This is a genomic window from Burkholderia pseudomultivorans (assembly GCF_902499075.1).
Classification (GTDB): Bacteria; Pseudomonadota; Gammaproteobacteria; order Burkholderiales; family Burkholderiaceae; genus Burkholderia; species Burkholderia pseudomultivorans.
Map to the genome: position 1 here is coordinate 1 of NZ_CABVPP010000080.1, position 26,492 is coordinate 26,492.

Here is a 26,492-nt window from a genome sequence, read left to right on the forward strand (position 1 = left end):
TGCTCCCGGTGTCGTTACCGACGAGCTTGGTTGGCGTGTGTGGATTTTATTTGTCAATCAATTCGGATATGCTCCAGGCGTAGGTGTGCGTATTACGGTTGTTTTGTTGAATATCGTAATTTTCTATACGCTGAGTTGGACGCGTCGTCCGGTTCTTGCGCTTATATTATATGCTGTAATTCCAGTCGCGCTTCCGACCGTTGGTCTCTTTCAAATTCGACAAGGTTTTGCGATCGCAATCGCTATGTATGCTGCGATTGTTTTGCGTCGTCCAATTTTCGGAGCATTAGTTGCTAGTACTATTCACACTACTTTCGCGATTCCCGCAGTATTGTTGATTGCCATTCGGCCATTTCGAAAAAGTGTACCGGTTTCGCTTGCGGTGGCTAGCGGGGTAGGTTTTTTGATGGTTGTGATGGGGAGTATTTTATTTCATCTTTTTGGCGGGCGTCGGATAGATACATATTCTGACTACACTGACGATTTTACAATAAAATTATTGATCTTGTTGGCGTGCTATGCATTTGCCTCGGGGTGCGTGATTTATACTCGCCGCCGGGATTTATATCGTCTTAAGGACGTGATGACAGAGTTGTCGGTTATGCATATAGCTCTTGTGGTCTACTTGATCGGAGCTTATTTTTTATTTCCATTCGGTAAGGCTCGGGTTTGGTATTATGTTCCAATAATGTTGCCGTATTTGATGCCAGAAATTAAGATTCGGAAAAATGTCGTACTGGCTATAATTTTCCTCCTTTATGCTCTTGTTGCTGCCGATGTGGTCAACAATTATGAAAAAGGTGTTTATGATTATTTTATCGACGGCGTGATATGAGGCGCTATTCTTGGATGATCTTTTTCCCAGTAATTACAATGTTTGGGCCAGATAGGTCGTAATTTTTGTTCAGGAAGGGATTTGCATTTTTTGAAATCCATGTCGGCGAGGTAGATGTAATGTATCCAGTTACCTTGCCATGAGACGTGTCTAGGCCAGAAACGCTATAAGATGCTTGCTCGCTACCGATATCCTTGTGCTGATTGATTTGGATGCCAATGCTTATTGGCCGAGGTCCGGCAATTCTGCTGAGCCAGACGAGAATTCCGATTTTGCAATGTGCGGTAGTAGGGTGGTCTATTACAATGTTTTCAAGAATGTCGTTATTCGAATTTGGTTCTATATCGAGACCGGCCGACGGTAAGGTGCCGTTGATATTTTCCCAGTGCGGGTTTTCGAAGCGAATATTTCGACCGCTTATAATTGAGGCGCCTTGTCGGCGACAACCATCGGCATGATGATTGAGAACGGTAATATTTTCGCTAATTGTTATTTTTGTTCGGTAGCTATTTGCAATATAGATGCCGTCGCCCCAACAGTTTTTGGTAACTGGGTCAATCAGGCGAACATCTGACGCCCCAGCGATAGAAATTCCCATGCCGTAGCCATTAGATTTCGAGTCGTGAGGTGCAGAACTGAGTTCGTTCGCACCATCTAAGGTGGCGTTATCGATCTCTACGTGTTGAACATCCCAAATCCGCATCATTTGGTAATTGGGAGTTGAATGCGGTAGAAGTTTAAGTGATGCGCCTGGCGCGAATCGGATATGGCTATTCGATCTGATTGTTAGCCCCTTGTCATCGATTCGACTGTTGCCTGTAATTATGAGCGTTTGCCCGACAGACGCATCAATCGCGGCTTGGAGTGCGGCCCTATCGTTAGACGTCCCATCGCCCTTGACTCCAAAGGACTTGTCTATAATTTCCATTTCGGCAGCTACTGCCGGCGACGAGAGGTTCCCAAGAGCCGCGACGAAGATGAAGCTTAAAAAAACCTTTCTATTCATGGAAGTATGAGCTTGAAGGAGTAGGGCTACAATACTCGTGCGGCGTTCAGAAGACAAGTAGAGAATTACTTTTTCGGGGTGGTCAGAAGCCGGAGTGATGATTATTTGATGTCCGGTCACTATTGTTTACCTGCGCTTTCGTAAGCTTGTTGGTATCTTTTCCAACAAGCTTCGATTGAGTACTCATCTAGTATCCTAGATCGAGCTTGGATGCCAAGTTGCTTGCGTTCGTTGTTCGGCATTAAAACCATGCGTTCCAGTCCGTCGGCTAAAGCATTCGAATTAACCGGAGGTACGACAATACCGGTATTGCCCACGAGTGTTGCCGTATCTCCAACATCCGTGACGACACACGGTACGCCGCAGGCCATAGCCTCGCCCACAACGGTTGGAAATCCTTCTGTTCGTGATGATAGGCACAGGATATCAAAGCCGGGCATGAGATTTGGTATGTCGCGGCGGGCTCCTAGAAGGTGTACCTTTCCTTTGAGTTCGGGACCATCGGCGTATGCGACAAGTGCTTCGTTATTTCGATCTACACGATTTCCAACCATGACGAAATGACACCCCATCGAACGGGATGCAAGTATGGTAGAGGCGCGGAAGAAATTATCAAAATCTTTTGCTGGATTAAATCGACCTACGATGCCAATAAGTACTGTTTCGTTCGGTAAGCCAAGTGCGGCGGTTAATTCATTGTGCGATTTTGGATTGGGGGAGAATTGTTTCGTGTCAAATCCGTTTCGAATTATTTTCATTAGCTTATTTTTATAGCCAAAAGTGCAATGAGATTTGTAGGCCGCTTCGGCGCAGAAAATAATAATATCTGGAATGAAATGAGATGAGAGGGCGCAAAGTCGAACCAAAATTCGCAAGAATGCCGAATGCTTGATTGGAACTTCGGTGCGATGAATGCCCCAGGCTATCACAAAGGGGCGAGGTACACTACGCGACCGTAGTGCAATTCTGGCGATGCGCGCCGCAATTCCTCCAAATAGGTCTGCATGATACATCCACGTTTGCACGACGTCGGGGCGCAGTTCGATGATCCATTTAATTAACTGAACAATTCGCGCCGGACTTGGAATTCGGGCATTCATTCCGAGTATGCGTACTTCCGCACCGGCAATGCGGAGATCGTTAGCTAGTGTGTCGAGAGATGATAGGGAGATGACAGCATGAGAGACGCTCGAGCCTTGTGTGTTTTTAACCAAATTCAGTAGCGTCGTCTCTGCACCTCCGAGGCCAAGGCCGGAAATAATATGAATAATCTTCATTCTAATCGAGGCGGGCATGGCGGAGTGTCCGCTAAAATGTATGTGGAACTTGTAATGGTCGATGCTAGCATAAATTAATGGCTTGAGTCCACGTTGGCATCTTTCGTTGTTTTTTGTCATTGCAAATCTGCGTAGGGGCGGGATTCCTTTGCAGCATGTGCTCTTGAGAGGGGGCGTTGATTGGCTCGCGGTGGCGGCTTACCTGTACTGAAATGTTGGTATTGTCACGTTTTTCTTTGAGCTTGATTTAAACGAGTGTGCTATATTGTTTGAAGGGTAGGAAAAATCCAGGCGATACGATTCGTGCTGGGCTTTTGAGGGGGGCTCGAATGCACTTGTGCTGGCGATAGCGAGCCATCTGTCGCATGGAATGCTGGCGGGGTATTTTTCTGGATTTACATCGATTTTATTAATTTTTCAAAATCAACATTCAAAATCACCATCCCCGCTGCATCAAAATTATGAATGTGGCTTTTCTGCGCCGCAACTGTAGCGCTAATGTCCCCAAACGACAGTGGATAGCTTGCCTTTAGTAATAGCGCATTGATATTGTCCCGCACAGGATACGCCGCATTGATGTTAGTGTTGGCGCCGTTAACCGACATATGCAGTAAATTGAGTCCATATCGAATCCCGTTGGGGCGAACTATATCCACGCCAGCGCTAAACAATTTTCCATCGCCACCAATTGCATAACCGAGTGGTAGACCTTGCTGATAGTATCCGTCGGTCCAGACCTGTGACGTGTATATACCGCCTGAACCATCGCCGCCGAGACCAAAGAAGCGCGATGCCTTGGTGTCAACGGCCTCGACGCGCCAAGTCATGGCATTGTCTTGGAATAGAGTCTTCAATTCCGAACCGATAAGAAAGGCATTATGAGATGGCAAATGGAAATTGCCGTTGCCTCCGCCATCTGCACCATTGATTTGTGCGTATGTGGCCCACGGAAATCCGAACACAGACGTATTCCAGCGAATATCTCCCCCCGCCTGTTGAGCGCCTGATTTATTCGCCATCGTTACACCAGCCGCGTCGCCGAGATTGCTGTTTCCCTTGAAGTTGTTCCACCACGCGGACCAGCCATATGGACGGCCATCACCTCCCCATTGCCATGCGCGATACAGTCCAATTTCGACTGCATTGAACGGCTTGAACTGCAGTCGCATGCCGAACACGTGCGTTCCAGGCACGGCGTTGTAGTCCTGTTCCGCGCCTTCGAAGATCTGGTACGTCCACGGGCCGATCCAGTTCAGCCAGCGACTTTCGGGGGCGGCGTTGCTGGCGCGCTGGAGCGTGACCGCAGTCAAGGGGCGGGCGGTATTGCCGAGACCGAGCGAGCCGGTGCTGCCCGGTCCCCAGAATCGATCGACTCGTCCGAAGTAAAGCAACTGCCCCAAGGCTTCGATGCCGATGTAACTGCCATCGAGATTAGTATTGCTGCCGCCGCTATACGGCGTGGCGCGTATCGTACCGACTTGCAGCCGTCCGCCAATCCAGAAATTCGCGAGCGACGACGAGATGGACGCTTCTTGGTTGCCGATCGGTTGGTCTGCAAAGGCATGCGGGATCTGCGACGTGCTCGTTTTCACGCCGAGCCGCAACTCGGGTATGGGATTTTGCAGGCGCAGAAGCTTGGTTCGCACGCGATCCAGCGCCGCCTGATCCGCAGTAGCCAGCGACGCAAGATCGGCGTGATCGAGCGCCCCCTGGATGGCATCCACCGGTAGCGGCCAAGTGCTGGTCGATAGTTGAATGATGCCTCGATCGGCTAGCCACTGTAGATCGCCCCGCAAATTGTCGTCGCCGGCGCCTATGACCAACGGAGACGCTTGTGTGGACATGCAGATGGTGAACAGACTCCCCAGCAATATGTTCTTTAGGGGTTTCAAAGGGTGGTTGCAAACGTCGATACGCATAATTGAATTGGGATTATTAGTGTTATTTGCTCATCCAGAAAAGCGCGAGATGATGAGGCGACCTATTTTCACATCGGTCAGCACGGCGACACCGGAGCGGGATTGATCATCTTGCTCACAATGCCCGGAAATAGGCGTGTGCGAGTATATATCAAATGCTTCGCATATGAAGTGAGGCGCTCATGGGCGAAGTGAGTATGCGCCGTACAGTGTCGGTCTTTAATGAATCTCGGCATCTCGACAAATGAACATGTGAGTTGGAACGAAGGGATTGTGTGTCAGACGCAGGTTGCTTTTGGGCGGCAAGAAGGCAAGATATTAACTACCAGGAGCGTATTGTGGGCGCCATTTAATCCGGATTCGAAAGAGGCAGAGTGCAATGCCCGCCAAAACCGGACTGCGGCTGAGGTACGTGTTTCAGGCAGTTTTCGGCGCAGTTCAATCCGCAATTTAGCGATACGGTTTGCGCTGCTTTGGGGTTCAAAGGGGCCGTGCATTTATCGGCTGTCGTCGGGCGGCAGTGGAACGACGATTGTTCTGCGATAGCGCTTTTTCGATGTCGAGAAGCCGGCGGCAGGGCTCGCCCTGTCAAACCGCGCCCCCGATTTTGGCGTCAAGCCCGCGATTTTCCAGCCGTTAACGGAGGGCGGCGGCAGGTGTCCGTCTGATGTTGTCATCCCCTGTCGATTCAAGGTCCCATGAAGCTCAGCTACAAGATTCCCCTGGCATTCGCCGTTGCGCTGCTATTGATGTTTGGCGGTGCGTTGTACGGTATCCACGTCCTCAATCGCTCGATCGACGCGTTCTCGAACGACGTGCAGACGAACGTCGCCGACGAGCGGCTCGTGTCGGCCACGCTCGTGCAGTTCAAGCTGCAGGTCCAGGAATGGAAGGACACGCTGCTGCGCGGCAAGCAGCCCGACAAGCTCGACAAGTACTGGCATGCGTTCGAGACGCGCGAACGCGCGGTCGACTCGCTCGCCGCGCAGCTCGTGCGCCAGTTGCCGCCCTGCGAAAGCCGCACGCTCGTCGAGCAGTTCATGCATGCGCACACGGCGATGGGCGACGGCTACCGGCGCGGCTTCGACGCGTTCAAGGCGGCCGGCTTCGAGCCGACGGCCGGCGATGCAGCCGTCGCCGGCGTCGACCGCGAACCGGCCGCGTTGCTCGAGCGGGCCGCGAAGGCGATCGCCGATGAGAGCGCCGCGGTGTCGGCGCGCGCGAGCCGCGACGCGCAGCAAGCGACGACGGCGAGCCTCGTGCTGATGCTCGCGGTGCTCGGCGTCGCGATGATCGGCGCCTCGCTGTTCAGCCGCACGATCCTGCGCCCGCTCGATCGCGCGGTGGCCTGTGCGCAGGCCGTCGCCGGCGGCGACCTGACGCGCGACGTCGAGGCGGCCGGCCGCGACGAGATTGCCGATCTGCTGCGTGCGTTGCAGGCGATGCAGGCGAGCCTGTCGGGCGTCGTGCTCGAAGTGCGCGCACATGCGGAAGCCGTCGCGACCGCGAGCGCGCAGATCGCGTCGGGCAATCACGACCTGTCGGCGCGCACCGAGGCGCAGGCCGCGTCGCTCGAGCAGACCGCGGCCAGCATGGCCGAACTGACTGGCGTCGTGCGCCAGTCCGCCGAGCATGCGCGGCATGCGGCGCAGCTTGCGCACGACGCGTCGGACATCGCGTCCACGGGCGGCGGCGTGATGACGCAGGCGGTCGAGACGATGACCGATATCGCCGGCAGCACGGCGACGGTCGGCGAGATCATCGCAGTGATCGACGGCATTGCCTTCCAGACCAACATCCTCGCGCTGAACGCAGCCGTCGAGGCCTCACGCGCCGGCGAGCAGGGCCGCGGCTTCGCGGTGGTTGCGGCCGAGGTGCGCATGCTCGCGCAGCGCAGCGCGGTCGCCGCGAAGGAGATCAAGGGGCTGATCGAGCAGTCGACGCAGCGCGTCGATGCGGGTGCGGCACTGATCAGCCGTGCCGGCGAATCGATTCACGAGATCGTCGGCGCGGTGCAGCGCGTCACGACGATCGTCGGCGAGATCGCGTCGGCGTCGCAGGAGCAGAGCGGCGGTATCCAGCAGGTGAACATCGCGGTCACGCAGATGGACGAAGCGACGCAGCGCAACGCGGCACTCGTCGAACAGGCGTCGGCCGCGACGCAGTCGCTGGCGGAGCAGGCGCATGCGCTGCGGCAAGCGGTGTCGGTGTTCCGGCTGAGAGAGGCGGCGTGACGGTGTCGCCGCCGTGCTGGTGCGGCGCATCTCGCGGCAAACGCGCGCGGCATGCGTCGCGCGCGCGCGTCGCAGCGGAACACGGCATCAGGCCGGCGCCGCCGGATACCGCGCGAGCACCTTGTCGCGAATCGACGGCTTGATGTTGGACTGCGCCATGTTGCCGCCGTAGTGGGCGACGACGCGCGGATTCATCACGCGATACCAGAGCGGCGGCACGTACGCGAGCAGGATCATCGTCGCGTAGCCGGCCGGCAGTTGCGGCGCATCGTCGAAGTGGCGCAGCGCCTGATACGAGCGCGTCGGGTTCGCATGATGATCGGCGTGCCGCTGCAACTGGTACAGGAACAGGTTCGTGACGACGTGATTGCTGTTCCACGAGTGCTGCGGCGAGCAGCGTTCGTAGCGGCCGCCCGGCAGCTTGCGGCGGCCGAGCCCGTAATGCTCGACGTAGTTCACCACTTCGAGCAGCGACGCGCCGTACACGGCCTGGATCACGAGGAACGGGATCACGACCTTGCCGGCCATCGCGATCGCGATGCCCCAGACGACGACCGTCATCGCCCACGCGTGCAGCACCTCGTTGCGCCAGGTCCACGGCGAGCGGCCGAGCCGCGCGAGGCGCGCCCGTTCGAGGCGCCACGCCGAGCGGATGCTGCCGGTCACGGTGCGCGGCAGGAACGCCCAGAACGATTCGCCGTAGCGTGCGCTCGCCGGATCCTCGGCCGTCGCGACGCGCACGTGATGGCCGCGATTGTGCTCGACGTAGAAGTGCCCGTACGCGACCGGCGCGAGCGTGATCTTCGCGAGCCAGCGTTCGAAGCGGTTCGTCTTGTGGCCGAGTTCATGCGCGGTATTGATCGAGATGCCGGTCGCGGCGCCGAGCGACAGCGCGAAGCCGACGTAGTCGTACCACGCGAGCGCGTGCGTGCCGACGATCCATACGCAGACGAAGAACGCGACGTATTCGACGAACGTCGCGAGATAGACGATGAGCCGGTAGTAGCGCTCGCGTTCGAGCTGCGGCACGACGGCCTCGGGCGGATTGTCGCGATCGTCGCCGATCAGCGTATCGAGGATCGGGATCACGCCGAACGCGAACAGCGGCCCGAACCACCAGAACACATGAAGTCCCGTCGACAGCGCGAGCTGCGCGGCAAAGATCGGCAGCGTGATCGTCAACGCGCCGAGCAGCCACAGATAACGCTTGCCATCCGACCAGCCCGGGGCCGATCCGTCGGTGATTGCCATTGTCTCCCTCCAGTGGGCCGGATCGTGTGCGCGGGCGCGTCGTCCGGTCTCGTCCGATTCGTTTCGAATCCTCGTGGATCCGCGCCGTGCGCGCGGGGCACCGGATCGTCGCCCGGTTGTGCCTGTTATACGACTCGCGCGCGCGCTTTTCCAAACTCCGGCACTAGGCGCGCGGCTCCAAACGGCAGGCCGTGTGCGGCGCACGGGCGGAAGGGGTGGCGCGCGCCGATTGAAACGCGTCGGTGGGGCCGGATCGGCGCGTGCGATCGCGATATCGTCAGACGAGTCGGGCGGCGTCGAGGCGGTGCGGAGCAAGCCTCGCCGGCGGCAACGAATGTTGCGATGCAATATCCGACGGGCCGCGGTAGAGGGTGCAACGGTATCTCCACGAATAAATATTACGTATCGTTACTGCAACATGGGCGGCGTCGATCGGGAGCAAACCGCGACACCCATGCGCATCAACGCGAGCGAGCTTCAATGCCGATTCCATGGTCGCGACGACCATGTCGCGCCGCGCGCCGTCACGCGCTGCCGCCGCGATGCTGCGCCTGCACACCCGCGCGCGAGCGACGCGTGCGGCAGCGCCTGCCGTCTTTCGATTCGCGCCGCCATTTGAAAATAACGATTTGACTCATGCCCCGCTTTCGGTTGAAGCTAATAGCTTGCTGTCCGAAGGGGGCTGTGCCTGCATGAGTTCGACCTTGACCGTTCGTCGTATCGTTGCCGACCAGGGAGACGTGTACCGCGAACTCCGCGCCGCATCGTTGCGTGAGCCCTATGCGCCTGGCGAAGCGCCGGAAGCCGAGTTGCTGAACGTCGACGCGGACGCGGCGGCCGTCATCGCCGCGCAGCGCGCAACATCCGACGAATCGACCACCTTCCTGCTGTACACCGAAGGCCATCCGGCCGGCATGATCGGCGCGTATTTCGACAATACGCCCGAGCGGCGCGCGTTCGTCAGCGAGCTGTGGGTCGCGCACGCGGTGCGTCATCTGCGCGGCGGCGTGCTGCTGGTCGAGACGGCCACCGCGTGGCTCGTCGAGCGCGGTGCGCAGGACGTCTACGCATGGATTGCCGATGCGAACCGCAATGCAATCCGTTTCTACGAGCGCGCGGGGTTCGGCAACACCGGCGAGCACGCGCCGATCGCACGGATGCCCGGCGCGATGAAATCGCTGTTCGTGTCGCGGGTCAGGCCTTGACGCGACGTGAAACCACCTCCCGCACGGTGCGATGAGGGGCCGGCCGCGCCCCGGTCATTCACCGGTCTGTCTGCCCGCGACTTGCCCGCGGGCCCGGGCTGCCGCAAACCGGCGACCCAAAAATAATGGCTGCACGCGTGGACGCCTGTAAAATACGCAAAAATTTTTTGCAGAGTGTCCATGTCGCTTAAAAAATCGCCATTCTTCGAGCTGCGCAGCGGATCGGTCGATACGTTGCTGTTCACCGTGAAGACGACCGATCTCGATGCGTTGCGTGCCGAACTGGTCAAGCGCTTCGAAGCGACTCCCGAGTTTTTTGCCGACGATGTCGTCGCGATCGACGTCCGCCGCCTGGCGGACGGCGAACGCGTCGCGCTGGCCGACATCCGCCAGATGCTGAACGACGTGCGGATGCGTCCGGTGGGTGTGGTGGCATCGGCAACGCAGGGCTGGGCGGGGGAAGCCGGCCTGCCGTTGCTCGAGGCGCGCGATCGCCGCGCGCCGTCGGCCAAGCCGGCCGACGAAGCGGAACCGGCGCCCGCCGCCGCGGCAGCCGCTGCTCCGGCAGCCGAGGCGACGCCGGAACCGGCGGTCGAGCCGGCGCCGACGCCGGTCCTGACGGGCGCCCAGACGCTCGTGATCGACCGGCCGCTGCGTTCGGGGCAGCAGATTTACGCGAAAGGAGACCTCGTGGTGCTTGCGCCGGTCAGTCACGGCGCCGAGATCATCGCGGAAGGCAACATCCACATCTACGCGCCGTTGCGCGGCCGCGCACTCGCGGGCGTGCACGGCAATCACGACGCGCGCATTTTCTGCACGTGTCTCGAACCGGAACTGATTTCGATCGCGGGCATCTATCGAACGACCGAGAACCCGCTGCCCGCCGAAGTACTGGGCAAATCGGTGCAGATCCGGCTCGAAGAGGAAAAACTGATGATCGAACCGCTGCGCCTGACGTGATTCACGCGGCGCGCGCCGGCTCGATCGGCTCTCATTGACGAACACAGGGTATTGGGTAAATGGCAAAAATCATCGTGGTGACTTCGGGCAAGGGCGGCGTGGGCAAGACGACGACGAGCGCGAGCTTCGCGTCCGGTCTCGCGCTGCGCGGCCACAAGACGGCCGTGATCGACTTCGACGTCGGCCTGCGCAACCTCGATCTCATCATGGGCTGCGAGCGTCGCGTCGTGTATGACCTGGTGAACGTGATCCAGGGCGAAGCGAACCTGAACCAGGCGCTGATCAAGGACAAGAAGTGCGAGAACCTGTTCATCCTGCCGGCGTCGCAGACGCGCGACAAGGATGCGCTCACGCGTGAAGGCGTCGAGAAGGTGCTGAACGACCTCGTCGCGATGGACTTCGAATACATCGTCTGCGATTCGCCGGCCGGTATCGAGGCCGGCGCGCTGCACGCGATGTACTTCGCGGACGAGGCGCTGATCGTGACGAACCCGGAAGTGTCGTCGGTGCGCGACTCGGACCGCATTCTCGGCATCCTGTCGTCGAAGACCAAGCGCGCGACCGAAGGCAAGGACCCGATCAAGGAGCATCTGCTGATCACGCGCTACAGCCCGAAGCGCGTCAGCGAGGGCGAGATGCTGTCGCTCGAGGACATCAGCGAGATCCTGCGCATCAAGCTGATCGGCGTGGTGCCGGAGTCGGAAGCCGTGCTGCATGCATCGAACCAGGGCCTGCCGGCCGTGCACCTCGACGGCACCGACGTCGCCGAAGCGTACAAGGACATCGTCGGGCGCTTCCTCGGCGAGGACAAGCCGCTGCGTTTCACCGAATACCAGAAGCCGGGCCTGCTGCAGCGCCTCTTCGGCAGCAAGTAACGGAGGCCGCTCATGTCCATCCTTTCGTTTCTCCTCGGCGAGAAGAAGAAGTCCGCATTGGTCGCGAAGGAGCGCCTGCAGCTCATCATCGCGCACGAGCGGGTCGGCGGCCGGCCGCCGGCCGATTACCTGCCGGCGCTGCAGAAGGAACTCGTCGCGGTCATTTCGAAGTACGTGCAGATTTCGAACGACGACATCCGCGTGAGCCTCGAGCGCCAGGACGATCTCGAAGTCCTCGAAGTGAAGATCGAGATCCCGCAAGCCTGACCTTTGCGTCATCCCTCCGCACGGCGGCCGCTGCCGCCGTGCGCGTCTTACGCCCTGTTGCACTTTCGGGCACGCCGTAACACGGCGCCTGTCGGCCGTTCCAGCCCTTCCCGCATTGAACCAATACGCACGCGTTACTCGTTCAATCAGGAGGTTGTGATGGCTGTCTCTACGCTTCAACGTCGTATCGTCGCGCTCGCGCTGTCTGCCGCGGGTCTGTCCGCCATCGCCGCGCCGCTGGCTGCGCGGGCCGACGAAATCCTCGTCGGTACGCCCGTCGTTGCGCAGCAAGGCCGGGTGGTCGTCGCCGAGCCGGTGGCCGTGCGTACCGGGGAAGTGGTGGTCGTTGCGCCGAGTGCGCCGCCGCCGGTGCGCTACGAGGTCGTGCCGGCCGCGCGTGTCGGCTACGTGTGGGAGCGCGGCCACTGGCGCTGGGAGCATGGCCGCTACGTGTGGATCGGCGGCCACTGGGAAGCCGAGCAGGTCGGCATGCACTGGGTGCCGGGCCACTGGGACCAGCGCGGTCCGAACTGGTTCTGGACCCGCGGCCACTGGGCGTGACGGAGGCGCGATGAAAAGGACCTTGATCGCAATTGCGCTGGTCGCCGTCACGCTCGCCGGCTGCATCGTCGTGCCGGCGCGGCCGGTTTACTACCGGCCGGCGCCGGTGGTGATCTACTGAGCGTCGCGCGAGCCGGCTGGCGTCGCGTCGTCCGTATCGGCGGCGACCGGCTCGTCGGCCTGCGGCGCCGGCGCGGATGCGGACGCCGCCGTGCTGCCGGCCGTGCGGGCGGCCGGTTCGCCGCCGTCCTCGTCGCGCAGCGTGTCGAGCGGATCGGTGGGCACCGAGACGGCATCCTGCGGCGCGGCGGCGCCGGTCGCGGCCGGCTCGGCGGCTGTCGCGTGCCCTGCAGCGGCGGCGGGCGGCGCGAGATAGCGTTCGGCGAGCGTCTCGTACAGCGGCGGCGCGAAGAAACGCGACACGCGGCTCGACACCAGCGCGGTCGCCATCAGCGAAATCACGAGCGCATGGCCGTTGATCATCTCCATCACGATCACGAACGACGTGATCGGCGACTGCGTAACGGCGGCGAGGTAGCCGACCATCGCGAGCGCGATCAGCATCGGCAGCGGCATGTGGCTGAACACGACGTGCAGCAGATTGCCGAATCCCGCGCCGATCGACAGCGACGGCGCGAAGATGCCGCCCGGAATGCCCGGCAGGTACGACGCGACCATCGACACCATCTTCAGGAACGGATAGAGCACCGACAACTGCGTGTGGCCGTCGAGCAGGCCGCGCGCCTCCGCATAGCCGCTGCCGAACGTCGTACCGCCCGACACGAGGCCGACGGCGGCGATCACGAAGCCGCACAGCGCGGCGAACGCGATCGGCTGCTCGCGGTACAGGCCAAGCAGGCGCACGGGCAGCCAGCGCGCGGTGTTGAGCAGCAGCCAGCAGAACAGGCCGCCCGCGATGCCGGTCACGATCGCGGTGACGAGCACGGCGACCGCCAGCATCTTCGGGAAGTGCGGGCCGACGTCGATCGTGCCGAAGTACGTGTAGTTGCCGTTCAGGCCGAGCGCGACGACACCGGCGAGGATGATCGCGGTGATCAGCACGCCGCTCGCGCGCGCGGAGAAGCTGCGGGTGAGTTCCTCGATCGCGAACACGATCCCGGCCAGCGGCGTATTGAACGCGGCCGACAGGCCGGCCGCCGCGCCCGCGAGCACGAGCTGGCGCTCGATCTGCGCGTTCGAGCGCGGGTAGAAGCGCCGCAGGTTGAACATCAGCGCCGCGCCGACCTGGACCGTCGGCCCCTCGCGGCCGATCGTGAAGCCGCCCAGGATGCCGAGGAACGAGATCAGGATCTTGCCGAACAGGATGCGCAGCGTCAGCAGCCGCGCGCCGAACGCGCTCGGGCGCGCGTGCAGCGTCGCGATCACCTGCGGGATGCCGCTGCCTTCCGCGCCGCGGAAGAAGCGGCGCGTGATCCACACGGAGCCGGCCGCGATCGCGGGCGTCAGCACCAGCGGCAGCCAGGCGGCATGGTCGCGCATCGTGCGGAACGTGTCGTAACCCCAGTCGATCAGCCGCGCATACAGCACGGCGGTCAGGCCGACGACGATCGCGCCGAGCCAGAATACGCCGTACTGGCGCCAGATGCGCAGCGAGCGGCGGGTGAGGGCGGGAAACAGGGCGGGAATGGCAGGACGGGGCATTGGAGGGCCGGAGGCGAAGATCCGCCCATTATAAAAAGAACCGGGTTTGCGATGCGTTCAACAATCTTTCACAAACGCGACGCATTTTGTTGCAAATGTAATTGGGGCGTAATGCCACTGCGCGGCCGACGTCGTTAGCATGCCGAATGGCTACGCATATCCCCGCAAACGTGAAACGCATCCTCATCGTGAAAGTGACGTCGCTGGGCGATGTCGTCCAGACGCTGCCCGTCGTCGACGATCTCCATCGCGCCTTTCCCGGCGTGACGGTCGACTGGGCCGTGGACGAGTCGTGCGCGGAAGTGGTGCGCTGGCATCCGGGCGTCAGCGCGGTGCTGTGCGCGCCGTTGCGCCAGTTCAAGAAGCGTCGGCGCGTCGGCGACCTGAAGGCGATCTCGGCGTCGATCGGCGCGTTGCGCGCGCATCGGTACGACGCGGTCATCGACCTGCACGGCGTATACAAGAGCGCGATCATCTCCGCGCTGGCGCGCGCCGGGCGCCGCGTCGGCTATCAGACGCAGGATCTCGGCGAGACCGGTGCACGCTTCGTGTATTCGCACCGCTTCGGCCCGCGTCCCGATTGCGACGCGTGGCACGGGATGCGCGTGAGCGCGGGCGAGGCGCTCGGCTATGTGCCGGAAGGTCCCGCCGTATACGGAGTCGTTCCGCCGCGGGAGGCGGCCCTGCCGCCCGCCGTGACCGACGGTGCGCCGTTCATGCTGCTGTTCCATGCGACGTCGAATCCCGACAAGAAATGGCCGGCCGACCGCTGGGCCGCGCTCGCGGCGCAGATGATGGCGCGCGGCCTGCGCGTGCTGCTGCCGTGGGGTTCCGCTGCCGAGCACGACGATGCGCAGGAGATCGCCGCGCGGGCGCCGGGCGCGGTCGTGCTGCCCGCGATGTCGGTACGCGCCCTCGGCGCGACGATCGGCCGGGCCGCGCTGGTGGTGGGTGTCGATACCGGGTTCGTGCACATGGCGCACGCGCTGCGGCGACCGACCGTGATGATTTTCGTTGCGACGTCGCGCCACCACTGCGGGATCGGCGGGGCGCCGCATGCGCTGTCGATCGGCGAGCCGGGCGCGATGCCGTCCGTTGCCGACGCGCTGGAGGCGATCGACGCGGTCGGCCCCGCCTACGGCGCGCTGCGCGCACGCCAGACGGCCTGACGGATCGGCAGACAGTGACGGGCTTTACGCGAGCAGCGCCTCGACGGTCACCACCGCGGCGATCGCCGCGAGGTTGGCGAGCAGGGCCTCGAACACGAGGCCACGCCAGGTTTTCGGCCGGAAGCGCAGCGCGAGCAGCAGTGCGCCGCCCAGTGCGAGCGCCAGGATCAGGACGAGGTCGGCATTGCCGAGACGGATGTTCATGACGGCGGCTCCTTCGGGGGACGGATCCCGGGGCGCCTGATCGCGCCCCCCGGATCGAGTATAGGCAGGGGCCGCCGCTGCACAACCCGGGTCGTCCCGGAGCGTCAGACCAGCGACGTGTCGCGCGTCTCGCGCATCAGCAGCACGCCGATCAGGCTGATTGCCGCCGCCACCGACACGTAGCCGCCGACCCACGACAGGCCGCCGCGCGCGGCCAGCAACTGCGCGATGTACGGCGCGATCGACGCGCCGAGGATCCCGCCGAGGTTGTACGCGACGCCCGCGCCCGTATAGCGGACGTTGGTCGGGAACAACTCCGGCAGCAGCGCGCCCATCGGCGCGAAGGTCACACCCATCAGGAACAGCTCGAGCGTCAGGAACAGCGCGACGAGCGGCATCGAGCCGCTGCCGAGCAGCGGTTCCATCGTGAAGCCCGACAGCAGCGCGACGATCGCACCGACGACCAGCACCGGCTTGCGGCCGAAGCGGTCGGACGCCCACGCCGACAGCGGCGTCGCGAGCCCCATGAAGACGACGGCCAGGCACAGCAGCCCGAGGAAGCTCTGGCGCGGAATATGCAGCGCCGACACGCCGTACGACAGCGAGAACACCGTCGAGATGTAGAACAGCGTGTAGCAGACGACCATCGCCAGCGCGCCGAGCAAGGTTGGCCGCCAGTGCTGCGTGATCAGCGTCGCGACCGGCACGCGCACGCGTTCGTCGCGATCGAGCGCGGCCTGGAAGGCGGGCGTCTCGGCGATCTTCAGTCGCACGTACAGGCCGAGCGCGACCAGCACCGCGCTGACGAGGAACGGAATGCGCCAGCCCCAGCTGCGGAATTGCGCATCGGACAGCGACAGCGCGAGCGCGAAGAACAGTCCGTTCGACATCAGGAAGCCGACCGACGGGCCGAGCTGCGGGAACATCCCGAACCAGCCGCGCTTGCCTTGCGGCGCGTGCTCGGTCGCGAGCAGCGCCGCGCCGCCCCATTCGCCGCCGAGCCCGATGCCCTGGCCGAAGCGCAGCACGCACAGCAGCACCGGCGCGAGCGCGCCGATCGTGTCGTAGCCGGGCACGAGGCCGATCGCGGTGGTCGACAGGCCCATCACGAGCAGCGACGCGACGAGCGTCGACTTGCGGCCGATGCGGTCGCCGAAGTGGCCGAACAGGAACGAGCCGATCGGTCGCGCGATGAACGCGATGCCGAACGTGACGAACGCGGACAGCGCCTGCGCGGTCGCGGAGCCGTGCGGGAAGAACACGGGGCCGATCACGAGCGCGGCGGCGGTTGCATACACATAGAAATCGTAGAACTCGATCGCGGTGCCGATGAAGCTCGCGAACACGATGCGCTTGTGGCTGATGGCGCCGGCCGAACCGGTTGCGTGTGCAACGGCCGGTGGGGATGCGGACATGGATGTCTCCGTTTTGTCGTTTGGGGCGGTGGCAGTGCGCGCGTCCGGGCCCGCGGTGTGCCGGGCGGTACGGAGCGGGTCATGCGGTGGCGGCGTGGGCGCGCGGCGTGGCGCGGACGTCGTCCGCCGGTCGACGATGGAGACGGGTACGTCGCCGCCGCCCGATACCGGCGTGGTCGGCTCGCATGCCGGATGTGGCGCGCGAGCGCACGCGCGGGGTGGCCGCGCGGAATCGGAAAATTATAGCGAGCGCCGCCGCGCACCGGCAATCGCGGGCGGCGGAGGTTCAGTCGATCGATTGCGCCTGCGCCGACGCGGTGCTCTGCAATTGAAAGTGACCGTCGTCGTTGAAGAGCCAGCCTTCCATCATTTCCAGCTGGCCGTTGCCGTCGAGCAGACGCGACGGCGGCGCCGGCAGCGGCGCCGAGCGGCGCAGCGACGCGAGCGCGAGCGCTTCGGCCTCGCTGTCGCCGTTGCTGCGATAGACGGACGCGTTGACGAGGCGGCCGCCGCGATCGACCGTGAAGGCCACGACGACGAGCGAACGCAGCATCGCCTGCGGCGTGCCGCGCAGCAGACCGGACGGATTGCGCTCGGCGACGCGTCGCGCGACCTCGACGCGATACTGGTCGAGATTCGCGGTGCGCACGGCCGACGGAATCGTCGAGACGGTGCGGGAAGGCGGTGGCGTGATGGTGCAGGCGGCAAGCAGGGCGACGGCGGCGAGCGCGGACGCGGTGGTCGAACGAAGTAGGGGGCGCATGACAGGACAACCGCGGTGACGATAGAAAAATGATAGACGCGCACACGCGTTGCGATATCGGGAGAAACGCATAACGTGCGGCGTGGAGGGTGTTCGCGACTGATGATCCCGGCGCGTCGCGTTGTGACATGACATGTGACGAAGGGGCGAGGCCTGCATGCGCGACGCGTCGTGAAGGTAGCTCAGTGTCGATGCGACGGCCTGACCCGACGGCAGACGAAGCCCCTGTCGATCGTCATGCGATGCGGGATGCCTGTTGCAAAACTGAAAGCCGTTTCAGTACCCGTGCGTGACGAGCGACAGCACTGACAGATCGGGATGCGTGCCGTCGACGATGCTCTTGCCGATGTGTACGGCCTCCTGCACGGCTTCGTCGACGCTCGCGAAGCTTTCTTCGCCGTCCGCATGAAACGGCACCGCATGACCGGGCAGCGCGGGATTCACGCCCGGATGGCATACGTAGCCGGTGTAGGTGTAGCGCGTATCGTCGCCGGCCGCAGCGGCCGGCACGACATGAATCTCGAAGCCTTCGTATTCGACGTGGTCGGTCGGGGTCGACAGTTCGGTCATGGCGGTCTCCATGCGCCGCGCACAGGGATGGCGTGCACGGCATCGAGTACGCGGCGGCGGTCGTGTCGCCGTACTGATCCGAATTCTAGGCGATGGCGGCGCGTTCGGCGGGCTCGATGCGCGGCACGCAGCGACGCGGGAGGCGCGCACCATGTCGAACGATCCGCGCATGGGCGGTGGGACTTGCGGCGAACCGTACCCCGATTCGGCTACGCGTCGCCGCGCAGGTCAGGTGCCGCGCAAGGCGCGTCCGGCGCGCTCGTTCCGTATCGACTGACGGCGCGGCCTCACTGCGCGGTCGCGTCACTGCTTGCAGCGCGCATCCTTTCTCTGCACGACGATGATCACCGGATAAGTCTGACCGTGATCGAGCTCGACAGGCGCGACGACGGTCAGCGTCGCCGGATCGGAATCGTCGTACACGCTGACCTGCTGGTTCCGAAGATAGGTGACGCCGGTGCAGTTCGACGCGCGCCCGTCGTCGGAGACCTTGCACTGGAGATCGTTCTCTTTCAGGTAGTTGTACGGCGTCGGGCTCGCGAGGTATTCGCGCAGGCCGCGCGGCGAACCGCCGACGCCCGTCACGTACGCGATCGCGCACGACGCCGCTTGGGCATCGCTGTCGGTCGAGGTATCGGCAACGGCATGCAGGCTCGCGGCGGCCAGCATGACGGCGAGCGACGAGACGATAAGGGACTTCATGACGTGGTTTCCCGTTTCGCGAATCGGAGCGCGGGATTGTAGCGGCATCTGGCGGGATGCGTCGGGAGGTAGGGCAGGACACTGCCGCAGAAACGAAAAACGGGCCTCGCGGCCCGTATTCATTCAAGTGCTGGCGGAAGCGGTGAGATTCGAACTCACGGACAGTTTCCCGTCGCCGGTTTTCAAGACCGGTGCCTTAAACCGCTCGGCCACGCTTCCACACGAGGCGGCATTGTAACCGAAATGCCGCCGCGATTTGTCGTCAATCGTCACGCAGGAACAGTTCCTGCAGATCGTTGAGAAAACGCTGGCCGAGCGGCGTCGGCGCGATCTGCGCGAAATCGCGCGCGATCAGCCCGCGCCGCTCCGCTTCCTTCAGCGCCGGTTCGATCGTGCTGATCGGCAGGCCCGTGCGTTCGGCGAAGCTGTGCACGGGGAAGCCCTCGACCAGCCGCAACGTGTTCAGCATGAATTCGAACGGCAGATCGCGCGCGCCCACCTCGCGCTCTTCCTGCACCGGCGTGCCGGCCATCGCCTGCTCGATGAAGGTCGCCGGATGCTTGTAGCGCGCCTGCCGCAGGATCCGGTTCGGAAACGACAGCTTCGTGTGCGCGCCCGCGCCGATCCCGAGATAGTCGCCGAAGCGCCAGTAGTTCAGGTTGTGCTTGCACTGATGGTTCGGCTTCGCGTACGCGGACACTTCGTAGCGGTCGTAGCCGGCCTCCGCCGTGCGCGCGTGTATCCATTCCTGCATGTCGGCCGACGCATCGTCGTCGGGCACGGCGGGCGGGAATTTCGCGAACATCGTGTTCGGCTCGAGCGTCAGGTGATACAGCGACAGATGCGGCGGCGCGAACGACAGCGCGGTCTCGATATCGGCGCGGCACTCGTCGAGTGTCTGGTTCGGCAGCGCGAACATCAGGTCGAGGTTGAAATTGTCGAACGTCTTCGCGGCGATCTCGACGGCCGCGCGCGCCTGCGCGGTATCGTGGATGCGGCCGAGCGCCTTCAGGTGCGCTTCGTTGAAGCTCTGGATGCCGACCGACAGGCGGTTCACGCCGCTCGCGCGGAACTGCGCGAACTTCGCGGCTTCGAACGTGCCTGGATTCGCTTCGAGCGTGATCTCCGCATCGGCGTCGAGCGGCAGCAGCGCGCGCACGTCCGACAGCAGCCGGTCGAGGCCGCCTGCCGACAGCAGGCTCGGCGTGCCGCCGCCGATGAACACCGTATGCACCTGGCGCCCCCAGACGAGCGGCAGTGCCTGTTCGAGATCGGCGCGCAACGCGTCGAGATACTCGGTTTCCGGAAACCGCTCGCCCTTCCATTCGTGCGAGTTGAAATCGCAGTACGGACACTTGCGCACGCACCACGGAAAATGCACGTACAGCGCGAGCGGCGGCAGCGACGTCAGCCGCACCTGTCCGGGCGACGTGAAGGTCGCGACGACGCGCGCGCCGGTTTCGGCAGCCTGGCTCATGCAGCCTCCCGGCGTGTTCCGCCGCAAGCGTGGCGGCGGTGTTGCATGTTCATGCCGTTTCCTCCGCGAGCCGCGCGAGCAGCGCCTTCAACGCGCGCGCGCGATGGCTGTGCGCGTTCTTCACGGCCGGCTCGAGCTCGGCCGCCGTCGCGCCGAGCGCCGGCAGGTAGAAATACGGGTCGTAGCCGAAGCCGTGTTCGCCGCGCGGCGCATCGACGATTTCGCCGTCCCAGCGGCCTTCGGCGAACAGCGGCTCGGGATCGTCCGCGTGGCGCACGAGCGCGAGCACGCAGCAGTAGTACGCGCGACGGTCGGCGACGTCGCGCAACTGCTCGACGAGATACGCATTGTTCGCCGCATCGCCTTTGTCGCGGCCTGCGCGCTGCGCGTAGCGCGCCGAATAGACGCCCGGCGCGCCGCGCAGCGCGCGCACGCACAGCCCCGAATCGTCGGCGATCGCCGGCAAGCCGGTGAGCTGCGACGCGTGACGCGCTTTCGTCAGCGCATTCTCGATGAAGGTGTGGAACGGCTCGTCGGCCTCCGGCACCGCGAGGTCGCCCTGCGGGACGATCTCGATGCCGACCGTCGAGAACAGCGCGCTGAATTCGCGCAGCTTGCCGCCGTTGTTCGACGCGAGCACGATGCGCGACAGCGGCGCGGCGGTGCGATCGTCAGCCATGAGCGGCACCCAGCACGTCCTTCTGCAACTGCACGAGTTCGCCGATCCCGCTTTGCGCGAGATCGAGCAGCGCATTCATCTCGGCGCGCGAGAACGGCACGCCTTCGGCCGTGCCCTGGACTTCGACGAAGCCGCCGGCGCCCGTCATCACGACGTTCATGTCGGTGTCGCAGCGCGAATCTTCCGCGTAGTCGAGGTCGAGCACGGGCGTGCCTTCGTACACGCCGACCGAGATTGCGGCGACGTGGTCGACGATCGGCGAGCGTTCGAGCTTGCCGGCCGCGATCAGCTTCGACACCGCGTCGTGCGCGGCGACGAACGCGCCGGTGATGCTGGCCGTGCGCGTGCCGCCGTCGGCCTGGATCACGTCGCAGTCGATATGGATCGTGCGCGGGCCGAGCGCTTCCAGGTCGAACACCGCGCGCAGCGCGCGGCCGATCAGGCGCTGAATTTCCTGCGTGCGGCCGGTCTGCTTGCCGCGCGCGGCCTCGCGGTCGCTGCGCGTGTGCGTCGCGCGCGGCAGCATCCCGTATTCGGCGGTCAGCCAGCCTTGCCCGCGTTCGCGCAGGAACTCGGGCACGCGCTCGGCGACGCTCGCCGTGCAGATCACCTTGGTGTCGCCGAATTCGACCAGCACGGAGCCTTCCGCGTGTTTCGTGTAGTGGCGCGTGAGCGCGACCTTGCGCAGTGCGTCGGCGCGCCGGCCGCTCGGGCGGGAAAAGGAGGACGTCATGAGCGAATCGTGAGGAGAAGGAGGAAACCCCGATTTTAGCGCCGAACGGCGGCGGCGCCCGGCGAGGTGGTCCGCAAAAATGGGATAATGCGCGCTTCCCGCCCCGCGCTTTCCGATGCGCCGGGCGCCTCGACATACCCTGCCCGCAAGGGCACCCAGACGGCGAGACGAACCATGATCTACAGCATGACGGGCTACGCGAGCGCGACGCGCGAACTCGCGGCGGCCACCGGCAATGGCGGCGCCAGCGTATCGGTCGAACTGCGCACCGTGAATTCGCGCTTCCTCGACCTGAATTTCCGCATGCCGGACGACGTGCGCGCGTGCGAATCCGCGCTGCGCGAGATGCTGATGAACAAGCTGTCGCGCGGCAAGGTCGACGTGCGCATCAACCTGCAGCGCGGCGAACAGAGCATCGGCGCGGGCGCGCTGAACCAGGCTGCGCTCGGCCAGCTCGCCGATCTCGAACGCTCGGTGCTCGACGCGTTCCCGGGCGTCGGCCGCCTGCGCGCAGGCGAGATCCTGCGTTGGCCCGGCGTGCTGGCCGAGAGCGGCGTGTCGGCCGACGCGATTCGCGACGCGGTGCTCGCGTGCGGCAAGGAAGCGATCGGCGAACTCGTCGTCGTGCGTTCGCGCGAAGGTGCGCAGCTCGCGACGATGCTGCTGTCGAACGTCGCCGAGATGGAGGCGATCGTCGCGCGCATCACGCCGCTCGTGCCGGAGCTGATCGCGAAGCACCAGCAGAAGATCGTCGAGCGGCTGCAGGAAGCGCTCGGCATCGCGGCACCCGAAGGCAGCGCGCCGATCGTCACGCGCGAGGAAGCCGCGGAGCGCATCCGTCAGGAAGTGACGATGTACGGGATCCGGATCGACATCGCGGAAGAGCTGTCGCGACTCACCGCGCACCTGAACGAAACGCGTCATGTGATCGAGAAGGGCGGCCGCGTCGGCAAGCGTCTCGACTTCATGATGCAGGAACTGAATCGCGAAGCGAATACGCTCGGCTCGAAGGCGGCGGCGAAGGAACTCGCCGATGCGTCGATGGCGCTCAAGCTGCTGATCGAGCAGATGCGCGAGCAAGTGCAAAACCTGGAGTAAAGCAACATGACCGAATCCATCCGCGACGGCCACGCGTCGCATTCGCTGCACGGCGGCGTCTATCCCGGCAACCTGTTCATGGTGGTCGCGCCGTCGGGCGCCGGCAAGTCGACGCTCGTGAACGCGCTGCTGTCGAAGGACAGCGACATCTGCCTGTCGATCTCGTACACGACGCGCAAGCCGCGCCCGGGCGAACAGGATGGCCAGCACTACCATTTCACGACCGTCGACGATTTCCGTGCGCGTCATGCGGCGCACGAATTCCTCGAAAGCGCGGAAGTGCACGGCAACTACTACGGCACGTCGCGCCTGTGGATCGAAGAGCAGATGAAGAACGGCCACGACGTGCTGCTCGAGATCGACTGGCAGGGCGCGCTGCAGGTGAAGAAGCAGTTCCGCAACGCGGTCGGCATCTTCATCCTGCCGCCGTCGCTCGACGCGCTCGAGGAGCGCCTGAAGAAGCGCGGCCAGGACGAGCCGAACGTGATCACGCGCCGCCTGCTCGCTGCCGGCAGCGAGATCGCGCACGCATCGGAAGCGGAGTACGTGGTGATCAACGAGAATTTCGATCGCGCGCTGTCGGAGCTCGAATGCATCGTCGCGGCCACGCGCCTGCGTTTTGCTTCGCAGTACGCGCGACACACGGAGCTGTTCATCGAACTGGGCATCCATCTGCCCCACGCGGAATGACGCGGGGTACGAGGGACATAAGGTAGAATAAGGACTATATTCAGAAGGAATTACCCAACATGGCTCGCATTACTGTCGAAGACTGCCTGAAGCAAATCCCGAACCGCTTCGAACTGGCGCTCGCCGCCACCTATCGCGCGCGGCAGCTCGCGCAAGGCCATACGCCGAAGATCGAGAGCCGCGACAAGCCGACCGTCGTCGCGCTGCGCGAGATCGCGGCCGGCCAGGTGGGCGTCGAGATGCTGAAGAAGGTGCCGGTGTAACGCGCATCCGGCTCGTTCCAGCCATGTAACCCCTGCGCGCAACGACTCGACCTGGAGGCGAATATGAGCACCACCCCATCGTCCGCCTCCGCGGATTCGATCACCGAAGCCACGGCCCAGTCGCCTGCGCGCCAGTACATCGACGCGGTCCTCGAACAGTCCTTCCGGCATCTGTTCGGGCCGACCGCCACACCGGAGCAGCCTCGCAAGCACGGCGTCGTTTCGATCGCGAATCTGACCGCCGCGCTTGCCGAGTATCTCCCTCCGGAAGAAATCAAAGAGGTCAAGGCGGCGTTCCATTTCAGCGACGAAGCCCACCTCGGTCAATATCGCCAGAGCGGCGAACCCTATATCACCCATCCCGTCGCCGTCGCGGAAATCTGTGCCGGCTGGAAGCTCGACGCGCAGGCGATCATGGCCGCGCTGCTGCACGACGTGATGGAAGACCAGGGCGTGACCAAGAGCGAGCTGGCCGAACGGTTCGGCCCGAAGGTCGCCGAACTGGTCGACGGGCTGTCGAAGCTCGACAAGATGGAATTCCGCAGCCGCGAGGAAGCGCAGGCGGAAAACTTCCGCAAGATGCTGCTCGCGATGGCGCGCGACGTGCGCGTCATCCTCGTCAAGCTCGCCGATCGCCTGCACAACATGCGCACGCTCGGCGCGGTGCCGACCGAGAAGCGCCGGCGCGTCGCTCGCGAGACGCTCGACATCTATGCGCCGATCGCGCACCGCCTCGGGTTGAACAACACGTATCGCGAGCTGCAGGACATGAGCTTCGCGAACTTCAACCCGCATCGCTACGCGACGCTCGAGAAGGCCGTGAAGGCGGCGCGCGGCAATCGCCGCGAAGTGATCAGCAAGATCCTCGAGGCCGCGCAGCGCGCGATGGCCGACGCGAAGATCGACGCCGAGATCACCGGCCGTGAAAAGACGATCTACAGCGTCTACCGGAAGATGCGCGACAAGCAGCTGTCGTTCTCGCAGGTGCTCGACGTGTACGGTTTTCGCGTCGTCGTCGAGAATCCGCTCGACTGCTATACGTGCATCGGCGCGCTGCATGCGCTGTACAAGCCGGTGCCGGGCAAGTTCAAGGACTACATCGCGATTCCGAAGATCAACGGCTACCAGTCGCTGCACACGACGCTGGTCGGCCCGTTCGGCGCGCCGATCGAATTCCAGGTGCGCACGCGCAAGATGCACGAGATCGCCGAGGCCGGCGTGGCCGCGCACTGGTTGTACAAGAACGGCGGCGCGGATCTCAGCGACGTGCAGAAGCGCGCGCACCAGTGGCTGAAGTCGCTGCTCGACATCCAGAGCGAAGCCGGCGATTCGAGCGAATTCCTCGAGCACGTGAAGATCGATCTGTTCCCGGATGCGGTCTACGTGTTCACGCCGAAGTCGAAGATCATGGCGCTGCCGCGAGGCGCGACCGCGCTCGACTTCGCGTATTCGATCCACAGCGATCTCGGCAACCAGTGCGTGGCCGTGAAGATCAACAACGAGCTGCTGCCGCTGCGCACCGAGCTCAAGAGCGGCGACATCGTCGAGGTGATCACCGCGCCGTACTCGAAGCCGAACCCCGCGTGGCTCGGCTTCGTGCGCACCGGCAAGGCGCGCTCGGCGATCCGTCACTACCTGAAGACGATGCGCCTGAACGAGTCGGTGCAGCTCGGCGAGCGGCTCGTCGACCAGAGCCTGAAGGGCTATGGTCTGTCGCTGGCCGACGTCGCGCCGGAAGTATGGGAAAAGCTCGTGCAGTGGACGGGCAACAAGAGCCGCCAGGAAATCTTCGCGGACATCGGCCTCGGCCGGCGCGTCGCCGCGGTGATGGCCAAGCGCATCGAGGTGCTGATGAGCGGCCGCGACGCGGACGACGATCTGCCGAAGGGGGAACGGCACGCGGCGCAGCACGCGCCGCCGGTCGTCATTACCGGCACCGAGGGGATGTCCGTGCAGTTGTCCGCGTGCTGTCGGCCGATTCCGGGCGACGCGATCATGGGCTATATCGGCATCGGTCTCGGGATGGCGATCCACACGACCGATTGCCGCGTCGCGCAGCGGATCCATCGCCGCGATCCGGGCCGCTGGATCGACGTCGAGTGGGCGCCGCAGCCGGGCCGGCTGTTCGACGTCGCGGTGAAGGCGCTCGTGAAGAACGCGAAGGGCATCTTCGCGCGCGTGGCGGCGGATATCACGTCGGCCGACGCGAACATCGTCCATATCGCGATGGACGAGGACCTGACGCAGGAATCGACGGTGCTGCGCTTCGTGATCCAGGTCAGCGACCGCGTGCACCTTGCGAACGTGATGCGGCGCGTGCGGACCAACCCGGACGTGATGCGGATCATGCGCGAACGCTCGACCGACGACGGCGCGCATGCGCGTCACGACGGCGGGATGCGCATCGAGCGCGAACGGCAGGATTACTGACCGCGTTCGTTCTGCGTGCGGGGCGAAACGGACGGCGGCCATCGGCCGCCGTTTTTGTCGGGCGGCGTAACGCCGGCGGTTGCGCCACGCGATCGGTGGGTGCACGGGGAGGGGCGAAGGGCGGGGCGCGGAAAAGAAAAAGGGCCTTCCCGGAGGAAGGCCCTTCTGAGGTGGCGCGGCTGGCAGGATTCGAACCCACGACCCCTTGGTTCGTAGCCAAGTACTCTATCCAACTGAGCTACAGCCG

The 26,492-nt window shown here is 63.6% G+C and carries 25 protein-coding genes and 1 tRNA gene; 12 read left to right on the forward strand and 14 right to left on the reverse strand.

From position 1 onward, the window contains the following. Positions 1-835: EpsG family protein (locus tag BST28156_RS31695; protein WP_174904309.1), on the forward strand; the 835-nt coding region annotated here is incomplete at its 5' end. Between the two features lie 4 nt (positions 836-839). On the opposite strand, the gene BST28156_RS31700 is transcribed toward BST28156_RS31695, so the two are convergent. The 3 genes from BST28156_RS31700 to BST28156_RS31710 form a co-directional block, all read right to left on the reverse strand. Further along, the gene (locus BST28156_RS31700; protein ID WP_174904310.1) at positions 840-1,961 is read right to left on the reverse strand and encodes a glycoside hydrolase family protein; all 1,122 of its coding nucleotides are present in this window, start codon (positions 1,959-1,961) and stop codon (positions 840-842) included. Further along, positions 1,961-3,238 (reverse strand): glycosyltransferase family 4 protein, encoded by a 1,278-nt coding sequence (locus BST28156_RS31705; protein ID WP_254596463.1) that lies wholly within the window; start codon positions 3,236-3,238, stop codon positions 1,961-1,963. The genes BST28156_RS31700 and BST28156_RS31705 overlap by 1 nt, the downstream gene beginning before the upstream one ends. Positions 3,239-3,513: 275 nt before the next feature. Next, entirely contained in the window at positions 3,514-4,842 is a 1,329-nt protein-coding gene (locus BST28156_RS31710) for a capsule assembly Wzi family protein (protein WP_174904311.1), read from the reverse strand. 893 nt (positions 4,843-5,735) lie between these two features. On the opposite strand from BST28156_RS31710, the gene BST28156_RS31715 reads away from it, so the two are divergent. Further along, positions 5,736-7,271, forward strand: a complete 1,536-nt coding sequence (locus tag BST28156_RS31715) for a methyl-accepting chemotaxis protein (RefSeq protein ID WP_174904312.1) — start codon at positions 5,736-5,738, stop codon at positions 7,269-7,271. Positions 7,272-7,358: 87 nt separating this feature from the next. Here BST28156_RS31715 and BST28156_RS31720 read toward each other — a convergent pair whose 3' ends face one another. Beyond that, positions 7,359-8,522: an alkane 1-monooxygenase gene (locus BST28156_RS31720; RefSeq protein WP_060242531.1), complete on the reverse strand. Its 1,164-nt coding sequence runs from the start codon at positions 8,520-8,522 to the stop codon at positions 7,359-7,361. 542 nt (positions 8,523-9,064) lie between these two features. Between BST28156_RS31720 and BST28156_RS31725 the strand changes: the two genes are divergently transcribed. The 5 genes from BST28156_RS31725 (at position 9,065) to BST28156_RS31745 (ending at position 12,390) form a co-directional block, all read left to right on the forward strand. Beyond that, positions 9,065-9,727, forward strand: coding sequence for a GNAT family N-acetyltransferase (locus BST28156_RS31725; RefSeq protein WP_230960482.1), 663 nt, complete (start codon positions 9,065-9,067; stop codon positions 9,725-9,727). A gap of 180 nt (positions 9,728-9,907) precedes the next feature. Then, positions 9,908-10,687: a septum site-determining protein MinC gene (minC, locus tag BST28156_RS31730; protein ID WP_174904313.1), complete on the forward strand. Its 780-nt coding sequence runs from the start codon at positions 9,908-9,910 to the stop codon at positions 10,685-10,687. A gap of 59 nt (positions 10,688-10,746) precedes the next feature. Then, positions 10,747-11,562, forward strand: a complete 816-nt coding sequence (gene minD / locus BST28156_RS31735; RefSeq protein WP_060242536.1) for a septum site-determining protein MinD — start codon at positions 10,747-10,749, stop codon at positions 11,560-11,562. A 12-nt stretch (positions 11,563-11,574) separates the two neighbouring features. Further along, positions 11,575-11,829 carry a cell division topological specificity factor MinE gene (gene minE, locus BST28156_RS31740; protein WP_174904314.1) on the forward strand — a complete coding sequence of 85 codons (255 nt, stop codon included), beginning with the start codon at positions 11,575-11,577 and terminating at the stop codon, positions 11,827-11,829. Between the two features lie 159 nt (positions 11,830-11,988). Then, a complete protein-coding gene (locus BST28156_RS31745) occupies positions 11,989-12,390 on the forward strand; it encodes a YXWGXW repeat-containing protein (RefSeq protein WP_060242538.1) in 402 nt (133 codons plus the stop codon). A gap of 114 nt (positions 12,391-12,504) precedes the next feature. On the opposite strand, the gene BST28156_RS31750 is transcribed toward BST28156_RS31745, so the two are convergent. After that, the gene (locus BST28156_RS31750) at positions 12,505-14,052 is read right to left on the reverse strand and encodes a chloride channel protein (protein WP_174904315.1); all 1,548 of its coding nucleotides are present in this window, start codon (positions 14,050-14,052) and stop codon (positions 12,505-12,507) included. Positions 14,053-14,222: 170 nt separating this feature from the next. Between BST28156_RS31750 and waaC the strand changes: the two genes are divergently transcribed. Next, complete coding sequence (gene waaC / locus BST28156_RS31755; RefSeq protein WP_060242704.1) at positions 14,223-15,221, forward strand: lipopolysaccharide heptosyltransferase I; 999 nt, start codon at positions 14,223-14,225, stop codon at positions 15,219-15,221. A 24-nt stretch (positions 15,222-15,245) separates the two neighbouring features. Here the strand turns inward: waaC and BST28156_RS31760 are convergent, their stop codons facing one another. From BST28156_RS31760 to rph, 9 genes are all read right to left on the reverse strand, one after another. Further along, positions 15,246-15,425, reverse strand: coding sequence for a hypothetical protein (locus BST28156_RS31760; protein WP_021164136.1), 180 nt, complete (start codon positions 15,423-15,425; stop codon positions 15,246-15,248). Between the two features lie 104 nt (positions 15,426-15,529). Beyond that, complete coding sequence (locus BST28156_RS31765) at positions 15,530-16,840, reverse strand: MFS transporter (protein ID WP_060242543.1); 1,311 nt, start codon at positions 16,838-16,840, stop codon at positions 15,530-15,532. A gap of 286 nt (positions 16,841-17,126) precedes the next feature. Beyond that, a complete protein-coding gene (locus BST28156_RS31770; RefSeq protein WP_174904316.1) occupies positions 17,127-17,603 on the reverse strand; it encodes an energy transducer TonB family protein in 477 nt (158 codons plus the stop codon). 276 nt (positions 17,604-17,879) lie between these two features. Next, positions 17,880-18,173, reverse strand: coding sequence for a hypothetical protein (locus tag BST28156_RS31775; protein ID WP_060242706.1), 294 nt, complete (start codon positions 18,171-18,173; stop codon positions 17,880-17,882). Between the two features lie 303 nt (positions 18,174-18,476). Further along, a complete protein-coding gene (locus tag BST28156_RS31780; protein WP_174904317.1) occupies positions 18,477-18,875 on the reverse strand; it encodes a hypothetical protein in 399 nt (132 codons plus the stop codon). A 131-nt stretch (positions 18,876-19,006) separates the two neighbouring features. Next, positions 19,007-19,094: transfer RNA gene (locus BST28156_RS31785), tRNA-Ser, on the reverse strand. A 43-nt stretch (positions 19,095-19,137) separates the two neighbouring features. Then, complete coding sequence (gene hemW / locus BST28156_RS31790; protein WP_060242550.1) at positions 19,138-20,352, reverse strand: radical SAM family heme chaperone HemW; 1,215 nt, start codon at positions 20,350-20,352, stop codon at positions 19,138-19,140. A gap of 49 nt (positions 20,353-20,401) precedes the next feature. Beyond that, entirely contained in the window at positions 20,402-21,031 is a 630-nt protein-coding gene (gene rdgB / locus BST28156_RS31795) for an RdgB/HAM1 family non-canonical purine NTP pyrophosphatase (RefSeq protein WP_060242708.1), read from the reverse strand. Beyond that, positions 21,024-21,764, reverse strand: a complete 741-nt coding sequence (gene rph / locus BST28156_RS31800; protein WP_009690981.1) for a ribonuclease PH — start codon at positions 21,762-21,764, stop codon at positions 21,024-21,026. Before rph ends, rdgB begins: the two co-directional genes overlap by 8 nt. Before the next feature lie 174 nt (positions 21,765-21,938). Between rph and BST28156_RS31805 the strand changes: the two genes are divergently transcribed. The 4 genes from BST28156_RS31805 to BST28156_RS31820 all read left to right on the forward strand — a co-directional run bounded on the left by BST28156_RS31805 (position 21,939) and on the right by BST28156_RS31820 (position 26,245). Further along, complete coding sequence (locus BST28156_RS31805) at positions 21,939-22,862, forward strand: YicC/YloC family endoribonuclease (RefSeq protein WP_060242551.1); 924 nt, start codon at positions 21,939-21,941, stop codon at positions 22,860-22,862. Positions 22,863-22,868: 6 nt separating this feature from the next. Beyond that, positions 22,869-23,552 (forward strand): guanylate kinase, encoded by a 684-nt coding sequence (gene gmk / locus BST28156_RS31810; RefSeq protein WP_060242553.1) that lies wholly within the window; start codon positions 22,869-22,871, stop codon positions 23,550-23,552. Between the two features lie 59 nt (positions 23,553-23,611). Then, positions 23,612-23,815, forward strand: a complete 204-nt coding sequence (rpoZ, locus tag BST28156_RS31815; RefSeq protein ID WP_006025620.1) for a DNA-directed RNA polymerase subunit omega — start codon at positions 23,612-23,614, stop codon at positions 23,813-23,815. A 63-nt stretch (positions 23,816-23,878) separates the two neighbouring features. Continuing rightward, positions 23,879-26,245, forward strand: a complete 2,367-nt coding sequence (locus BST28156_RS31820; protein ID WP_060242556.1) for a RelA/SpoT family protein — start codon at positions 23,879-23,881, stop codon at positions 26,243-26,245. Positions 26,246-26,492: the final 247 nt, after the last annotated feature.

What these genes read in the sequence shown, in the direction of transcription:
- BST28156_RS31775 (WP_060242706.1), bottom strand. Translation starts at nt 18,173, where the DNA reads ATGACCGAACTGTCGACCCCGACCGACCACGTCGAATACGAAGGCTTC.
- minD (WP_060242536.1), top strand. Translation starts at nt 10,747, where the DNA reads ATGGCAAAAATCATCGTGGTGACTTCGGGCAAGGGCGGCGTGGGCAAG.
- BST28156_RS31745 (WP_060242538.1), top strand. Translation starts at nt 11,989, where the DNA reads ATGGCTGTCTCTACGCTTCAACGTCGTATCGTCGCGCTCGCGCTGTCT.
- rpoZ (WP_006025620.1), top strand. Translation starts at nt 23,612, where the DNA reads ATGGCTCGCATTACTGTCGAAGACTGCCTGAAGCAAATCCCGAACCGC.
- minE (WP_174904314.1), top strand. Translation starts at nt 11,575, where the DNA reads ATGTCCATCCTTTCGTTTCTCCTCGGCGAGAAGAAGAAGTCCGCATTG.
- BST28156_RS31705 (WP_254596463.1), bottom strand. Translation starts at nt 3,238, where the DNA reads ATGACAAAAAACAACGAAAGATGCCAACGTGGACTCAAGCCATTAATT.
- BST28156_RS31765 (WP_060242543.1), bottom strand. Translation starts at nt 16,840, where the DNA reads ATGTCCGCATCCCCACCGGCCGTTGCACACGCAACCGGTTCGGCCGGC.
- gmk (WP_060242553.1), top strand. Translation starts at nt 22,869, where the DNA reads ATGACCGAATCCATCCGCGACGGCCACGCGTCGCATTCGCTGCACGGC.
- BST28156_RS31725 (WP_230960482.1), top strand. Translation starts at nt 9,065, where the DNA reads ATGCTGCGCCTGCACACCCGCGCGCGAGCGACGCGTGCGGCAGCGCCT.
- BST28156_RS31750 (WP_174904315.1), bottom strand. Translation starts at nt 14,052, where the DNA reads ATGCCCCGTCCTGCCATTCCCGCCCTGTTTCCCGCCCTCACCCGCCGC.
- BST28156_RS31715 (WP_174904312.1), top strand. Translation starts at nt 5,736, where the DNA reads ATGAAGCTCAGCTACAAGATTCCCCTGGCATTCGCCGTTGCGCTGCTA.
- minC (WP_174904313.1), top strand. Translation starts at nt 9,908, where the DNA reads ATGTCGCTTAAAAAATCGCCATTCTTCGAGCTGCGCAGCGGATCGGTC.
- BST28156_RS31805 (WP_060242551.1), top strand. Translation starts at nt 21,939, where the DNA reads ATGATCTACAGCATGACGGGCTACGCGAGCGCGACGCGCGAACTCGCG.
- BST28156_RS31820 (WP_060242556.1), top strand. Translation starts at nt 23,879, where the DNA reads ATGAGCACCACCCCATCGTCCGCCTCCGCGGATTCGATCACCGAAGCC.
- rdgB (WP_060242708.1), bottom strand. Translation starts at nt 21,031, where the DNA reads ATGGCTGACGATCGCACCGCCGCGCCGCTGTCGCGCATCGTGCTCGCG.
- BST28156_RS31760 (WP_021164136.1), bottom strand. Translation starts at nt 15,425, where the DNA reads ATGAACATCCGTCTCGGCAATGCCGACCTCGTCCTGATCCTGGCGCTC.
- BST28156_RS31720 (WP_060242531.1), bottom strand. Translation starts at nt 8,522, where the DNA reads ATGGCAATCACCGACGGATCGGCCCCGGGCTGGTCGGATGGCAAGCGT.
- BST28156_RS31780 (WP_174904317.1), bottom strand. Translation starts at nt 18,875, where the DNA reads ATGAAGTCCCTTATCGTCTCGTCGCTCGCCGTCATGCTGGCCGCCGCG.
- hemW (WP_060242550.1), bottom strand. Translation starts at nt 20,352, where the DNA reads ATGAGCCAGGCTGCCGAAACCGGCGCGCGCGTCGTCGCGACCTTCACG.
- rph (WP_009690981.1), bottom strand. Translation starts at nt 21,764, where the DNA reads ATGACGTCCTCCTTTTCCCGCCCGAGCGGCCGGCGCGCCGACGCACTG.
- BST28156_RS31770 (WP_174904316.1), bottom strand. Translation starts at nt 17,603, where the DNA reads ATGCGCCCCCTACTTCGTTCGACCACCGCGTCCGCGCTCGCCGCCGTC.